The following is a 15,602-nucleotide window of genomic DNA, read 5'->3' as shown; positions in this document are numbered from 1 at the left end:
GAAAAAGAGACAATGCTTATAGCAGAATTTGGTGATACTGAACCTTTAACCGGGCTTGGATTTGAAGTTAAAAGCCCTGGTGCCATGGCAGAATCCTATAAAAAGGCGCTTGATATGCTTGGAAATATGATAAAGCCGAGGATATAGGAATATAATCTAAAATGTTGATGAGCTTAGCAACATCATTGGTGAATTTCGAATTTTGATTATAATTTATAGGTGAAAGATACTGAATTTGGCTTATCATGGTGTATCGCTGATTCCGCCTGAGTCTTTGAATTTATTTGAGAGCATTGTATCTGGGAAAGATAATCTGCAGGAATTTCAGAATTTGATCGCGCAGGCTGAATGCGAGAATAGATATATTATTCACTTCGGAATATGAGGCAAAAATATTATGAAGTTAAGAAATGCTGTCTGATGCAATTCTGAGGAGAAATGGTATCAGGATGTATTATAAAATTGGAGAGTTAAGGAGTAAAAGCAGTACTTTTGTTTAGTTGATTTTCATATGATAAGTGTCAATCATGCGATATAATTAAAAAAGTTAAGATTATAAGGAGACTTTAGTGGGATTTATTAGGAAAAGACAACTGAAACAGCTATCCGGAATAAAAACAGCCATATTGTTGTTTTTGACGCTGGCCATCATTGCGGGTGGCCTGTTTTTTGATGCCCACAATATAGAGAATCTTTCAGATCATTTTGGACATGGTGTAACAACCAGTTCTGAGTCTTCTACGCTTCCGCTCAGGACCAATACTTATATAAAAGATAGCGATATGTTCATTATGGCAGCATCTGAGGTCAGGGATGTTAGGGCCGTAAGCGAAGTCATAAAACGATTGGAGCAAGGTTCCACCAGCAAGAGGGTGCTTGTTCTGTCATTGATTTTATGCATCCTGATTTCTGAGGGTGCTTTCTATACATCAGTACTACCGTCTATTTTTCCGTGGACAGATGTTATTTGTTCCAGGCGGACAATGATTCAGTATATCCATAGCCAGGACGGGGCTAAATAATCCTATTTCATTTCCAACAAGAAACTATCAGTTTTGAAGGGCAGATATAGTCTGCTCTTGTTTGCGTGCGCGTTGCAGGTCAGTTGAGACTAACTGATATTTGACTGCAGCCAGTTTTGTACGCTTATTGCTGCAAAGAAGCAGCAGACAAGGAGATGAAAAATGTATACAACAGTAATGACAACAGTTATAGGTGTAATCTGCACGCTTCTTGTGATCGCTTCCCTTATATGGATGGCTATTGCTTATCGCAAGTCTGGTGAAAAGGAAGATAAGACTGAAGAAATTAAGGAGGGTAGGAAGCATGAGTGATGTGATTACATACATATTTATATTTTTTATGGCAATTTTTGGAGGCCTTTCTACTATATATGTTGTGCTTGCACTTCCAGCTGTCCTGATATGGAAAGTGTACAGAAAAATCAAATTTGGTGAGAAGATAATGTGACGGAGGATCAATGAATTCGAGGCTGTATGCAGTTCAGTGTTTGAACAGTATGCAGCCTCAAACCTTAAATAAGACTGGGAGGCAAATAGATTGGTATAAAGGTAATCCACAAATATAGTTTTCCTGACAGGAAATATATATCTTTCTAAACTATACAATTAGTGTATTATTATTTATATGAAATCCACCTAAAATGAAGGCAACAGAACCGGATGGGAGGCTTCATTTTATGGAACAGAACAAAGATATATCATACAGACAAATATTTAGAATATCAGATTACAGAAAGCTTATTCTTTCCAACGTGGTCAATCGTTTTGGGGATTCTATAGATTCAATAGCTTTCACATGGATTGTATATCAGATCACTCACAGTGCGGCGTGGTCAGCAATAGTATTTGGAGTTAATTTCCTTCCCAATGTAGTAGTGCAGCCATTTGCAGGCGCTATTGTCGAAAAGATGGATAAGAAAAGGGTCCTGATAATAACAAACCTTCTGAGAGCAATTGTAATCACAGCTTTTGTAGCCTTATATATTTTCGGGCATATTGGACCTGTTGTAATGGTGGTAATAACGCTTATTATCACAACGATTGAGTCATTTGACCGACCTGCAGCGTCTGCATATACTGCTAACGTGATAAGGAAAGAGCATATGACAGTAGGCATCAGCCTGAATAAGATGCTTTCAAGTGCTGCAACTCTGATAGGCACAGGAATTGGCGGAGTAATCCTGGCGAGAGCAGGAGCTACGGCAGCTATGTGCATAGATATAGCGACTTTTTTAGTCACAGCTATTCTTATCGGACTTATGAAAAGTGGCAGCAAAGCTTTTTTGGAAAGCAGCAATAACAAAGCAGGTAATTCAGAAGAGAGTATCATCAGATTATTTAAGGATGGAATCGCATATACTGCAAAGACTCCGGTTGTCAGGAATTTCTGTATGCTCTGTGTGGCGCTGAATTTTATGCTCGTACCGATAAATGCACTCCAGGCACCTATAGCAAATGAAATCTTCAAGACCGGTGCTGAAATACTCAGTTTTGCAGGAGTTTTTTCCGCGCTGGGAGGTATTGCAGGTTCTGCGTTATTACCGCTTCTGTCAAGGAAGCTTTCTCCCTTGAGCATTACAGACTTAGGAACAGCAGCACTGGGGATTGGACTTTTGGGAATACCCGTCGGAGGCATTTTTGCCGGAAATAAGACAGCCTGCTATATCGTTATGAGTGTATGCTTCTTTGAATTGACTATCGCAGCTTCACTTATTGGTGGTGTTCTGGGTATCCAGTTCATGAAATGCGTTGATCAGGAATATATGGCAAGAGCCTCAGCGGTGTTTGATGCAACTTCAACGGTGGCTATGCCTGTCGGATCATTTGGTATAAGCGCGCTCGTAACATATATGAGCACTTCAAATATAATGATTTTTAGCGCAGTATTTTCATCAGTAGTACTTCTGGTATTGATTCTGACGAAACCTGTGCTTGAAAAAAGAGAGGTAGAAACAGCGGATGCAGCTTAATTTGCATGAAAATATCAAAAAGTATAGGAAGGAAATGGGGCTAACCCAGGAAGCCCTTGCTGAGGCGTTTGGTGTCACGGTAGGTGCCGTATCAAAATGGGAGAGCGGAAGTACTGTTCCGGATATCGTTACACTTATGGAACTGGCGGATTTTTTCAGCATTTCCATGGATGTTCTTCTTGGATATGATATGTCCTCCAAGAGGGTTACGGACATAGTGAGAAGAATAAATAAGCTGTTAAATGAGGGAAAACATGATGAGGCAATGGCTGTGGCAGAAAAGGCAATTGTAAGATACCCTGGGAACTTTAAAATACTCAAAGAGTCTGCACAGTTATACTCGGTCATTTACACCTTAGACGGTTCAGAGGCACATAGGAAAAGGTCAATAGAGCTATATGAAGCTTCGCTAAGATACATATCTCAAAATGATGATCCGGATTTTAATGAGATATTTATACGGTTTATGATAGCTGAGCTCAAAAGTGAAAAAGCTCCGGAGGAGGCTATTGAAGATTTCAAAAAAATAAATTATTTAGGCATAGCAGATATAAATATAGCTCGCATATTAATGAAGACAGGCAGGATTGATGAATCACTACATGTATTTACAAGAGTTTTGGTCTCAGTAATTGTCAGGATGATAGGTCTTTCCATGAGTATGACAGGAGCACTCCTTGCTACAGACAAAACAAAAGCTTTTAGGGAAGCCTATGATTTTATACAGTGGGGGCTGGAATTCTTTGATTCTATCTCCAAAGAGGAAAACAGCTATTTATCCAAAGTGAAAGTTACGCTTCTGATTCTCAAGGCTATGTGTCTGGCCTGCCTTAAAGAATATGAAGATATGAGAATTTGTGTGGATGAAGCATATTCATTAGCACAGGAGTATGATAAGAATCCAACCAATAGTCTTTCCGGGAAAATAAAATTTTGGCATGCAAATGAAGACTTTAAGCCAGCTATATATGATGATTTGGGACAGAGCGCTGTTGATAGTATTGAAAAGTTACTTGCGCTGGATGATAATGAGCCTTTCCAGGAAAGTGTGGTTAAGAAAATAACTGAAGTAAAGAAGTATTGGGAGAGTATTAAAAAGGAAGATGAAAGAACGGATTATAGATGATGAAATAAGACTGATTCCATATTACAGAAACGATGAGGTATCACTTCCCTGGTATCAGGACCTTGATGTTTGTAAACAGGTTGACAACAGGGATGAACCATATGATCTGGAACTTTTGCATTGTATGTATGATTATCTCAGCGCTCATGGAGATTGTTACTACATAGAATACAAGGGAACTTTGGTTGGTGATGTCTCTCTAAGAGATAATGCGGAAGTTGCCATTGTGGTGTGCAAAGAATATCAGAATCAGCATATTGGAAGACGTTGCATTGAGGATATGATGAGATTGGCGAAAGAAAAAGGCATGCAGACAGTCAAGGCTAATATTTATTCCTTTAATACACAGAGTCAGTGTATGTTTGAATCTGTAGGATTTAGGAAAACAGATGAAGAGTGGTTTGAATTCAAGGTATATGTAGATGATTAAAAGAATAGAACCTAAAGATTATCTCTATGTTCTTAAATTAAATGAAGAAAATATCGATGTCCTGATACCTACGGACAGAGAAGAACTGGAATACCTTGCGGAAAATGCAGTGCTCTTTCATGTTATCTATGTAGATGAGAGCCCTGCTGGCTTTATCATTGCCTTACGAGAAGGCCTTAAGGACTATGATTTCAAGAGTTATAGATGGTTTAAAGAGCGGTATTCCAAATTCCTTTATATAGACAGAATTGTTGTAGATAAAGAATACTGGAAAAAGGGTATAGGACGTAAGTTATATCAATATGCATTCGATTATGCCAAAGGAAATGACATAGAGATAGTAGGCGCTGCGATTACTACTGTCCCTTATAATAAAGAGAGTCTGGCTTTTCACGCAAAGATGGGCTTTACTGAAGTTGGGGAGCAGCTTATCCGTGGAGGTAATGTCAGAATATCGCAACAGGTTAAAGAATTAAGAATTGTGAAAGGGTGATTATGATATAGAAATCATAATAAAAACTATGGAAACTAAGAGTCTTGGCGCTGTAGAAATTAGAATGGTTCGAGAAGATTTATAAAATGATTTACTGAAAAGCTTTTGGGATTTCCTAAGAGCTTTTTTGTTTAATAAAAACAAAAAGATACAGTCAAAATAAATTGACGCATACTATCAAATGCCATATACTCTATATATAACTTTGGGGAAATCAGCCGTATCAGGCGAAATTCAAATTGTTTAAATAAAATACAGGGAGATAACGGATGTACTTAACACAGAGTGAAATGGAGATAATGCAGGCATACTGGACAGCGGAGAAAGAGATGTCTTTGGCAGAGTTGATCGAGGCAAGTCCTAACAGGTGTTGGAAGGACAGATCAGGTTTTTCTATCATAAACAGTCTTATAAAAAAAGGCCTTCTTAAAGAAGTGGGATATACTCACAGTGGGAAGACAATTGCCAGGACTTTTGCACCTGAGGTCAGCTGCACGGAATATATGATGGAAGAACTGATGCAGTATGAAGGGAAGATATCTTTGCCTCAGCTGGTTTCAGGGATAATTGGGACTGGAAAAGTTGATGCAGATGAAATAGAAGAACTGGACAGACTTGTAAAAGAAAAGAAGAAGGAAATCGGGAAATGATAAGTATAAGTACCTGGTCTGTGTTTACTGCGATGTTTTTTGGAACAGCGGTTGCGCTGGCTTTTCATATAGCTGTGCAAAGAGATAGCAACTTGTTTTCCGCAGGAATGACCCCATGGATTGCAGCATTTGTCATGCTTCTTGTAAGGATCATAATTCCCATAGAAACATGCATTTCATTTGAAATCCCATCGAGGATAGTGATGACAGGCCTTAATGATTTTTTGAACTCAAGGATAGGCAATGTTATATCTATAGGTTCACTGCTGATAGTCATATGGATTGCCGGTGCTGCTTTTGCAATCGGCTTCTGGGGATATAAGGTCTTAAAAAACAGAAACAATATTAAACTTTTAATTATACAGGGTAAAGAGCTCCCTGAGGAATATGCCTTTATAGCAAGGAGCGCGGGCCTGGATCCGAAGAAAATAGTAATGTCTGAATTTATTGAAGAGGCTGTTTCGGTTGGGGTTATAAATTATGGTGTGATACTGCCAGCAGTGGATTATTCGGACCTGGATATCAGAAATATCTTATTCCATGAAGCATCACATATCAAACACAGGGATGTCCTGACCAAAATGCTGCTTCATCTTGCAAGCTGTATTTTGTGGTGGAATCCGGTGCTTAGACTCCTTGAAGCTGATTTTGAAATGCTTTCTGAAAGAAGATGCGATGAAGCTGCTGTAAGAGGTTACTCACAGGAAGAGAAGATCAGTTATATCGAGACCATGAAAAAGAAGGCAGTCATAAGAGCGATGAAGCCTTATGGATACAGCGTGGCAAGCTTTTCAGGAATTACGCAGAAAAGAATGCTTGTATCTAGAGCACGCCGGGTATTCTTGGATATAAGAACAGATAAAAGGAAGAATTCTGTGATCATAATGCTGGGACTGGTTCTTCTTTTTGCATCATACGTACCGGTCATACAGCCTCACTATGATCCGCCTTATGTTGAGGACGAAATATTCATAACAGAGGATAATGCTGAGCTTATTGAATGTAGTGAGGGATACAGACTCTATGTTGATGGGGAATACATAGATCTTATTGGCAAAGAAGAAATTGGGGCGGAGCCATACTGTGACTTAAAGAAATATAAAAAATAAGTAGATTTTCTGTCCCGAAATTAAATGCTCATGCGTTATATAAATGAGGGGATTAAAGATACTTGAGAAGGGAAAAACTTTGTTGGGAGGATTTACATGAAAAATATATTTGCAATGGTCATTGGGGGATTGCTGATTATATTGGCTAATATTTGTCCGTTTCCGCCATTACTGGGGATTTCAGGTATGGCTTGGAGATCTGTTATAGGACTGTTTGGGTGCGTTGTACTTTGTCTTGGGCTGTATTGCAGTAGAAAAGGCAGAAATTTCAAGAAAGAAAACAATGCCCAATAGGGGCGAGACATAAGCTTAGTAAGATCAGCAAAGCGAGATGGAGATAAGGCTTTCAAAATAGGAGAAAAGGGTTATGAAAAAGAGTTTTTGGAAGAAGGGGCTTACCATGGGGATGGTATGCACCATGGTTTTTACAAGTGCGTGTGGGAAAAAAGAGACTGCACCTGAGCAGGAAAAAACCAAAGTGGAATCCAAGATTGATAAGGATCATGTCTACCGGATGGAGGATATAGAACTGCCGGTCAATGGGGACAGCTATATTCAGAATTGCTGTACAACAAAGGAGAATTTCTACACGCTGGTAGATTTTTATGGTGGAGATGAGGATGAGATCTCCCTGCTCAAAATGGGATTCGATACAGAAAATGTCGAGAAGGTCCCGCTTGATACAGAAGGTAATACCTCATACAGATGTTTGGCAGTTGATGAGAAAGAGAATCTTTATCTTATAAAGACTGTGTACTCTGATGAATACATGGCTAAGATCCAGGCAATGGAGGATGAAGAAGAGTCTGATGAAGAAGTTGTTTCAGATAGCGAAAGTGCTGAAACAGAGGAAGAAACATCCGTGGAAGAAGCCGCTTCAAAAGAGGATGAAGATTCAGATAAGGCTACAGAAGAAGAAGACTCAGCTAGTAATAATGAAGAAAATGTAGAAGCAGCAACTGAAGATACAATAATTTCAGAAGAAACTTCTGACTCAGATGTTAAAACAACTATGGTCAAGCTGTCTCCTTCAGGGGATGTTATATGGGATCAGCCTCTCACGGAATCTGATGCCAAGGCTTATGTCCGCTCCATGATATATGTTAAGGACAAAGGTATCCTTACTCAGAGTAGTGGAAAATTCTCATTATATGATGAGAATACCGGTGAGGGAAAACAGATCGCAGAGAGAAAGCCTGATGGTGATGACGATTACTATTATGCATACATGTATGCCATGAGGGATGACAGCATATACATCTATGAAGATAATTGGGATGGTGATTCGACAGGGCTTGTTAAATTCAACCCGGATAACATGTCATTTGACGGAGAGGCATCCCTTCCAGAAGGCGTATATGGCGGAAGCAGTTTATATCCCGGAAAATGCTATGATTTTTATATAGCTGATTCAACAAGCATAAGTGCATTTAATATTGGTGATGAGAAAACAACCCTTATCTGCGATCTGACATCATCTGACATACTGTCCAATTATTTCAGCTATGTAGGAGATGATGAGAGTGGAAAGCTGTATGTGCTTAATAACGATGAAGAAAGTAAACCGATGCTTGCAAGCATGGTAAAAGTTGATCCGTCAGAAATTGCTGATAAGGAGACGATCACAATCGGTACCGTCTGGACACCGATGGATGTTAGAAAGCAGGTAGTCAGGTTCAACAGAAAGAGCGATAAATACAGGATAAGTCTGATCGACTATGCAGAGGATAACATGGATGATACGGGCGATGCCTACAGCGATTCTATAAATAAACTGGGACTTGACCTTGTACAGGGACAGGGCCCGGATATGCTGATTGTTGACTATGATATGCCGATTCAGAGCTATGCCGAAAAGGGCGTTTTTGAGCCTTTGGATTCCTATATTGAAAACGATACCGACATACAGCTCTCTGATTATGTGACAAATATTGTGGATTCGACCCGTGTTGGCGGAAAGCTTTATACAGTTGTTCCTTCGTTCTCGGTCAGCACTTGTGTTGCTGCTAAGGATAATGTAGGAGATGAAAAGGTCACACTTGGGAATTATAAGGATATTTGTGAAAAGAACGGTATAGACCCTGCTGTCGGCATGGGAGCAATGACCAGAAATTCAGCTTCTGAACTGTATGCCACTACAGGAACTACATATATAGACTATGAAAATGCGACCTGCAACTATGATTCTGAAGGCTTTGTTGATCTTTTGAAATTTGTAAAACAGTTCCCTGAGGAAATGGATGAGGATATGGATTACGAAGAATATGATACCTATTACAGGGAAAACAAGTCACTTCTTCTGTCATATATTATTTCTTCCTTCAAAGAATATCAGGTGCTGGAAAAGGGATATTTTGGCAAAGATATAGTGTTTAATGGCTTTCCCACAGTCGATGGTGGAGAGTCTTATATTTCAGTTAATACACAAATAGCAATGAACAAGGATTGTAAAAACAAGGAAGCAGCATGGGAATTCATGAAATCATTCCTTGTAGATGATTATCAGGACCGTCTTGATTATGGATTCCCAATCAAGACAAGTGCCTTGGAAGCTCAGGCTGAGAAGGCTCAGCATAAGCCGTATTACATCGATAGTGATGGAAAAAAAGTTGAGACCTCAGAATCCTGGCATGCAGGTGGACAGGATATAGAAATCACAGAGATGTCAAAGGAAGAAACAGGCAAGCTTATGGATTTCATCAAATCCCTGACAAATACTGTATCGTATGAAAATAAGATATGGACCATCATATATGAAGAGGCAGATGCTTTCTATGAGGATCAGAAATCTGCGGAAGAAGTAGCCGATATCATCCAGAGCAGGGTTAGCATTTACCTTAGTGAGAATAGATGATGCAGAGGTTGAAACTGTTATATCTGATGATTTACTGGTTGGGCTACTGTAGTAGGTACACAGACATCGGGGGATGGTAATCATACTTCGCCTATTTTATTGTTACTTCCTGATTCGGGTATACTGATCGGTTTTTCAGACTGCGTAGGCGAAAATCCTGATGGAAGTATTAATGCAGTTCAGGGAACAGCACCTAATATTCCATGTAAGAAGGGTGAGACACCGCTTGGACGTTGTCTTGAAGAAATCAGGAAAAAATGATTTTCCATTACTAATAAAAAGAATATTTTATGTCACTATATGTATAGCTCAAACGTTATATATATAAGAATCATAGAAAAACTGTTTACATTGAGAGGAGAATCGGTATGCTTTCTAACATTTGGAATGCATTTTTGGCTATCGGAATTACTCTTTTAATCGCTATAATATTTTTCTTTATTAGAGAACGATGGGCATGGAGTCCTGATAATAAAAAACTAACCAGATTAATTATTTTTCTGTTTGGCGGGTATGGTTTTTCCTGCCTACTGTGGGTTATAATCTGCGCTCCTTCGTCACTTGGATTTGGAGAAATATTAGCAATGGCATTACCGTATGGAATTCTAACTATTCTGTTCTTTCATTCTATGTTTAAAAAGATTGATGGCGAATCCTTTTCACAAAAATGGCAGACGTGGGGGTATTTTGCGTTAGTTATTGTCTATGCTGTTGTGCGGATTGTATTAAATTTTTCCGATGTTGAAGGCAGTACCATTGATGAAAATGCAGTAATAGAAATGCTTCCGGAGCCGGATCATGTTGTAGTTTATAAAGATGGAACTACAGAGCGTTATGATGAAGGTTCATCTCAATATAACAAGATTGTTAAAAGGCTAAAAGTCCCATCAACAGAAAAACTTGAGACTATGATAGAGGATGAGACTGTTTCAGAAGCGAAGCAGGATTATGCCATAGAATATGTATATGATACAAAGCAATACCTTGCGGATAGCACATTTGAATTTGAAAATGTTTTATTTTTCATGAGTGGATGGTGCAAAGGAGAAGCTGCTTTCGGAAATGATGAGAGTTATGAATCCGGAACGATTGAATTTTACTATTAGTTTCTTGCAGATTATGAGTGGAGGTACGGAGAAATGATATTATTTACTCAAATAATTAATTTCACATTACAAGTCTTAATAGTATTATTGATTGTTCAATTTATTAGAAGAAAAGAAGAGATAGTAGCGGCCTTGATCAGAAAGGCAGAAGCTTATTTGAAAAAGCGGAAAAAATGAGCCTATGGGACTGAATTAGAAAAACAATTAGTACGTGTTTACGGGAGATTATAAGTATGTTAATGCCATGGGATAAAGCAAAGCTTTTAACAGATTCATCAGCAATGGAAATTGCCAGAATTACAGAGATCTTAAAGCAGAACAATATTGAATATGAGTGTGTTACAAAAAAAATGAATCTTCAATTGGAACTATGGTGCATGGTTCAATGGGAGCTAGTGTAGGTGGTGGGGGAGCCTTTACTTTTTCACAGTCAGCAGGACCTGTTTCATATGTATATCACGTATTTGTAAGTAAAAAGAATTTGGAAAGGGCAAATATGCTTATAAGCTGACATCATATTGAAAAACAAGGGGGAGAAAAATCAGGCAAAGCATGTCACAAAGAGCAAGTCATCAAACATTATTATTATGTAATCAGAAATTTCCAATTTTTGTGTCCCGAAATGATATGTTCAAACGTTATTAGTATGTAACTATTAAATAATAATATAGGAGAGAAGAAAGTATGAAAAAGAGGTTTTGTTTTACACTATTTGCTGCAGTTTCTATTGCAGCTGCATTTAATGTTCATTCTATTAAGGCTGATGCCGCAACTCTATATCCGTCTAATGAATATATAGAAGATGGCAAGCTTAAGGTTGGTGATCTGGTTATTGATGACGAAGACAGCGAACCACTATTCTATAGGGTTGTAAAGACCGCTTCAAAGAAAAACAAGAAAATCGAGATTGAAGTTGCAGGAATCAACCAGAATTATGATTGGTCCCAAAAAAATCCCAAATATTTTGACCGCAATAACTTATATATTATGCTTGATAGTGAAGATATGGAGGAGTACGCCCCATATAAGATAATCGGAATTGCAGATAATGCATTTAAAGATGATAAGACCATTCGACATTTTTCTATCGGCGGAACTAACGTCCAGTATGTAGGCATAAGTGCCTTCGAAGGCTGTACTAACCTTCAGTACTTTAGTTCAAATGAGAAAATAACAACAATTAAGGATCGCGCTTTCTATAATTGCAAAAGTTTAAATAATTTTTACTTAACTGAGGACACATTAAAATCTGTAGGAACAGACGCTTTAAGAAACACAAGTCCAATAATCAGAATAGATACCTATCAAATGAGCACTAAGCAGGCATCCAAAATAAATAAGCTTTTCAAAAATGCCGGTGCTCAAAAGGTTTATTTCAGAATGGAGGACTCTAAAAAGGAAAGCAAAAAGAAAAAATTACCGGATGAGTCTGATGTAATGCTAAAGCTTCCTAAGGGTGCAACCTTTACTTCTGGTGAATTTACTTACAAAGTCATCAACCCTGCAACTAAGAAGCATCGCGGTGAAGTAGAAATCACAGGATTTAGTTCTTCTGCTACATCAGGTGAAATGGAAGGCGTGGATCCCTTGTCATACGTCGATGACATTGGTTATGAACGCTACGATATAGTAGGTATTGCAAATAATGCATTTAAAGACAATCAGAATATTACTTCAGTAATGCTTTATGAAGGAAATATCAGATATATTGGTAAAAGTGCATTTGAAAGCTGTTCCAACATTAAGAATGTTTACATTACAAGAGCTAAGACTTTCTCAAAAATAAAGTCACGAGCCTTCTTTAACTGCTCGTCATTAAAAGAATTATCCATATCAGAAGGTATGTTAAGCCGCATAGGTAAAGATGCATTTGGTGGCACACCTCAGAAGATGAAGGTTGAAGTCAGAGATATGAATTCAAAGCAATTCTCAAAAATCAAACAGCTTATGAAAAAGGCTGGTGCTCAAAAAGCACGCTTTAAGAAAGTATCATAATCAGAGTAGGGGCTGTTGCACAATGACAGTGCGCAGCTCCTATTATTTCTATAAGTACTTATTCTTTAAATATCAGTCTGTAAAAAAGCTGTAATATCTATGGAAACATCATGAGATTTTGAGACTACCGTGAGACTGAGTTTTTGTTTAAAAAGCATATCATCGCGGGAATGCCATAAAATAGGCATGTGAGAGCAATGAACTTTCGCACACTAAAGTATCATAGTCTCAAATATGATGTGAGACTGGACGAGGTGGGGCTTGTATATATCCCTGAAGATATTAAAAAGACCGGGGAAGAATGACAAAATACAAGAATAAATAATCAACCTCAGGTTGTACCGACTAGAAAACTGCGTCATTGTGGGCAATACGACTATATTCTACAATTATTCTTGTAAGAACTGAAATGAAGCTTCGTTTCTTCAAAATCATATAAGGAGACGCGAAAATGAATATTGGAAACAAGATTAAGGCACTTCGCTTAAAGTCTAGTACAACACAGGAGGCTCTTGCAGAAGCGCTAGGAGTGAGCAGTCAGTCTATATCTAAGTGGGAGAACAATGTGTGTGCCCCGGATATATCACTGCTCCCGTCCATATCGGAATTCTTTGGGGTTACGATTGATGAACTGTTTGATCTATCAGTAGAGCTAAAGCTCCACCGTATCGAAAACATGCTTGATTATGAAAATGAACTCACGGATGAAGCGTTTAATAATACAAAGGAGTTCCTGCTGGATATAAAAGATGATTATGATGAGAGTCATCCTGACAGAATGGATGGCAGGATTTACACGTTCCTGGCTCATCTATATCATCACAGAATAGTTAGTGACAGCAGATATGTTAGCCTGTATGCAAGAAAAGCCATGATTTTTCATCCTGATGCGAAGGAGGACCAGTGGCTTCTGCAAAAGAGTGAAGGTGCAGTTGTTTGGGACTGGAACGCAAGGCAGCATAACAGTACTATAGAGTTTTTCAAGGAATTGGTAGAAAAGTATCCTGAAATCGGCAGGAATTATCTGTTTCTTATGGATAACCTGATCGCGGATCATCGCACTAAGGAGGCTGCTGTATATTTGGATTCTTATTCAAAATTGCCTGATCATAAGGATGTTTTAGTTCCGGTATATGAAGCATATATTGCTTTTGCTGAGTATCGTGCTGAGGATGCATGGAAAATAGTTTCTGATATTGAGGAAAAGTTCCATGACAGCTATGATGTGATGTTTGAAGTAGCAGGCATATATGCATCCAATGCAAAATATGAGGAGGCTTTGGAAAGATATCACAAGGCTGAGGAAATATATGTAACTAACCACAAGGAACATATTTGCATGGATCATCTCCAAGCACAGGCAAGGATTTATGAAATACTTGGAAAATATGAAGATGCCATCAGGTATGTTGAGCTTCAGATCAAGTATCTGGAAGAAGAATGGAACATCACTGAAGGCGTGGATGTTGACGCTCTTTGCGAGGAAAAGAGAAGACTGATAGACAAGATAAAATAAAATTAAAGGATATAAAACCTTTCGGCCGAAGGGTATTTCATGAGGAAGTTAATGGAGGGAATCATCATGGATACCCAGACAATAATAGAAGCAAAATATGGAATAAGTAAAAGAGATTTGCATACTGTTCCAACATGGGCGAAAAATGAACGGTTGGAACGCACTGTGCCACTCACGGAAATGTGGCAGATGGGAGATGCAGATGTAAAGAAGTGGGACAAGTACTCTCTGGGCAGCTTGAAAGCTATATTTAAAGGACTTTTCAGACAGCATATATTCCAGGCGAACAGAGTGAAAATTGGGAGTTTTCCTTTATGTCGGACTCAGGGAACGGAGCATGCTTCTGATTAAGAAATAGATGCATAGCGGTGGGTGCCAGTGTTTTACTGGTATCTACTTTTTTATGAAAGATTTCTATTTTTTCTATATTTTGTGTCCCGAAATCAGTACTTCGTGCGTTATATATATAGGAATACTAATTCGGAGGGTGAACTATGTATGTAAAAAAGCGAATAACAATCTGTTTTGGGGTAGTTGTAACTGCAATTATTGTGACAGCGATATTTTTCATCTTAAGGCCAAGATCAGAGTCTTTTACTGATACTATGCAAGAGGTTGAACAACAGATTACTTTTGAAGATATTAAAAGCTGTGGATGGGTTGATTGCTTTTAGTTTGTGAAATATTTTTTGATTATAAAAAGCAGAGGACAAAAATGAATAAAAAGATTATAGCAATAATTATTTATAGTATAGGTGTATTCTGTGTTTTACTTCTGGTAATTGGAGCAATAATAGGAAGAAATATAGTTATAGATCCGAATGCTATATTTCCTGAAACAATATACGAAAGATGTATAAATTTTCTCGGAATAGGCTTTGTTCCGATGCTTATAAGTTGTCTATTCCTGATATCATCTTACGGAATAACAAACAGAAAAAAGAAAGTATTGGTATTACTGCCTGGAATCATTACCGGCATTCCATTTGTGATTGGGATATGTTTAATTACATATTTGCTTATTCTTGCATTAATGGAAGTGGTAGGAATAGTGGTATAAGGCTTATCCTAAAGAAAGATTATTCTCTATATAATTACTTGTATCAGATTAATGACTGGGATGTGTTTAGTGAGACAGATAAAGACGCAGAATATGCTGTCTGGAAAATTGAATTCTTACTGAACGATGAATGTATCGCATATATTACATCCGATTACTGCGCATATATGAATGAGTTTGGGTGGATGAGATGAGTTAGTCTATAGATATTAGAATATATAGTGCAATTGAAACTGACGCTGCCCCACTATATGGTGTGGCAGCATTTTTT

Annotated in this window: 20 protein-coding genes; all 20 read left to right on the top strand. The window is 38.1% G+C overall.

Annotation, left to right across the window (positions count from 1 at the left end; all coding sequences use genetic code 11):
* Positions 1-569 precede the first annotated feature (569 nt).
* The 20 genes from T501_RS15825 to T501_RS22965 all read left to right on the top strand — a co-directional run bounded on the left by T501_RS15825 (position 570) and on the right by T501_RS22965 (position 15,525).
* Positions 570-1,022, top strand: a complete 453-nt coding sequence (locus T501_RS15825) for a hypothetical protein (RefSeq protein ID WP_044915990.1) — start codon at positions 570-572, stop codon at positions 1,020-1,022.
* A 162-nt stretch (positions 1,023-1,184) separates the two neighbouring features.
* A complete protein-coding gene (locus T501_RS21540; protein WP_155831504.1) occupies positions 1,185-1,334 on the top strand; it encodes a hypothetical protein in 150 nt (49 codons plus the stop codon).
* A complete protein-coding gene (locus tag T501_RS21535) occupies positions 1,327-1,470 on the top strand; it encodes a hypothetical protein (protein WP_155831505.1) in 144 nt (47 codons plus the stop codon). Before T501_RS21540 ends, T501_RS21535 begins: the two co-directional genes overlap by 8 nt.
* Before the next feature lie 229 nt (positions 1,471-1,699).
* A complete protein-coding gene (locus tag T501_RS15820; protein WP_044915989.1) occupies positions 1,700-2,992 on the top strand; it encodes an MFS transporter in 1,293 nt (430 codons plus the stop codon).
* Positions 2,982-4,118, top strand: coding sequence for a helix-turn-helix domain-containing protein (locus tag T501_RS20435; RefSeq protein ID WP_050008354.1), 1,137 nt, complete (start codon positions 2,982-2,984; stop codon positions 4,116-4,118). The genes T501_RS15820 and T501_RS20435 overlap by 11 nt, the downstream gene beginning before the upstream one ends.
* Positions 4,096-4,548 (top strand): GNAT family N-acetyltransferase, encoded by a 453-nt coding sequence (locus tag T501_RS15810; protein WP_044915986.1) that lies wholly within the window; start codon positions 4,096-4,098, stop codon positions 4,546-4,548. Before T501_RS20435 ends, T501_RS15810 begins: the two co-directional genes overlap by 23 nt.
* Positions 4,541-5,041, top strand: coding sequence for a GNAT family N-acetyltransferase (locus tag T501_RS15805; RefSeq protein WP_044915983.1), 501 nt, complete (start codon positions 4,541-4,543; stop codon positions 5,039-5,041). Before T501_RS15810 ends, T501_RS15805 begins: the two co-directional genes overlap by 8 nt.
* 269 nt (positions 5,042-5,310) lie before the next feature.
* Positions 5,311-5,691: a BlaI/MecI/CopY family transcriptional regulator gene (locus T501_RS15800; protein WP_026665353.1), complete on the top strand. Its 381-nt coding sequence runs from the start codon at positions 5,311-5,313 to the stop codon at positions 5,689-5,691.
* Positions 5,688-6,800: a M56 family metallopeptidase gene (locus T501_RS15795; RefSeq protein WP_044915980.1), complete on the top strand. Its 1,113-nt coding sequence runs from the start codon at positions 5,688-5,690 to the stop codon at positions 6,798-6,800. The genes T501_RS15800 and T501_RS15795 overlap by 4 nt, the downstream gene beginning before the upstream one ends.
* Positions 6,801-7,167: 367 nt before the next feature.
* Complete coding sequence (locus T501_RS15785; RefSeq protein ID WP_044915978.1) at positions 7,168-9,654, top strand: ABC transporter substrate-binding protein; 2,487 nt, start codon at positions 7,168-7,170, stop codon at positions 9,652-9,654.
* Between the two features lie 99 nt (positions 9,655-9,753).
* Positions 9,754-9,915 carry a hypothetical protein gene (locus T501_RS22975; protein WP_155994891.1) on the top strand — a complete coding sequence of 54 codons (162 nt, stop codon included), beginning with the start codon at positions 9,754-9,756 and terminating at the stop codon, positions 9,913-9,915.
* 107 nt (positions 9,916-10,022) lie between these two features.
* On the top strand, positions 10,023-10,760 hold the full coding sequence (locus T501_RS15780) for a hypothetical protein (protein WP_044915977.1): 738 nt from the start codon (positions 10,023-10,025) through the stop codon (positions 10,758-10,760).
* A gap of 233 nt (positions 10,761-10,993) precedes the next feature.
* Positions 10,994-11,161, top strand: a complete 168-nt coding sequence (locus T501_RS21525) for a hypothetical protein (RefSeq protein WP_155994890.1) — start codon at positions 10,994-10,996, stop codon at positions 11,159-11,161.
* Positions 11,146-11,271, top strand: a complete 126-nt coding sequence (locus T501_RS22970; RefSeq protein WP_442856382.1) for a hypothetical protein — start codon at positions 11,146-11,148, stop codon at positions 11,269-11,271. The genes T501_RS21525 and T501_RS22970 overlap by 16 nt, the downstream gene beginning before the upstream one ends.
* 173 nt (positions 11,272-11,444) lie before the next feature.
* Entirely contained in the window at positions 11,445-12,755 is a 1,311-nt protein-coding gene (locus T501_RS15775; protein WP_044915976.1) for a leucine-rich repeat protein, read from the top strand.
* A gap of 451 nt (positions 12,756-13,206) precedes the next feature.
* Complete coding sequence (locus T501_RS15770; RefSeq protein WP_044915974.1) at positions 13,207-14,271, top strand: helix-turn-helix domain-containing protein; 1,065 nt, start codon at positions 13,207-13,209, stop codon at positions 14,269-14,271.
* A 39-nt stretch (positions 14,272-14,310) separates the two neighbouring features.
* Entirely contained in the window at positions 14,311-14,622 is a 312-nt protein-coding gene (locus T501_RS15765) for a hypothetical protein (RefSeq protein ID WP_044915973.1), read from the top strand.
* Between the two features lie 143 nt (positions 14,623-14,765).
* Positions 14,766-14,945 (top strand): hypothetical protein, encoded by a 180-nt coding sequence (locus T501_RS15760; RefSeq protein WP_044915972.1) that lies wholly within the window; start codon positions 14,766-14,768, stop codon positions 14,943-14,945.
* Between the two features lie 41 nt (positions 14,946-14,986).
* Positions 14,987-15,331 (top strand): hypothetical protein, encoded by a 345-nt coding sequence (locus T501_RS15755; RefSeq protein ID WP_044915970.1) that lies wholly within the window; start codon positions 14,987-14,989, stop codon positions 15,329-15,331.
* Between the two features lie 38 nt (positions 15,332-15,369).
* Complete coding sequence (locus T501_RS22965) at positions 15,370-15,525, top strand: hypothetical protein (protein WP_155994889.1); 156 nt, start codon at positions 15,370-15,372, stop codon at positions 15,523-15,525.
* The last annotated feature ends 77 nt before the right edge of the window (positions 15,526-15,602 follow it).

Source organism: Butyrivibrio sp. WCE2006 (genome assembly GCF_000701985.1).
Taxonomy (GTDB): domain Bacteria; phylum Bacillota; class Clostridia; order Lachnospirales; family Lachnospiraceae; genus Butyrivibrio.
Note: the sequence above shows the minus strand (reverse complement) of the source record. Positions and strands in the feature narration are given on the sequence as shown.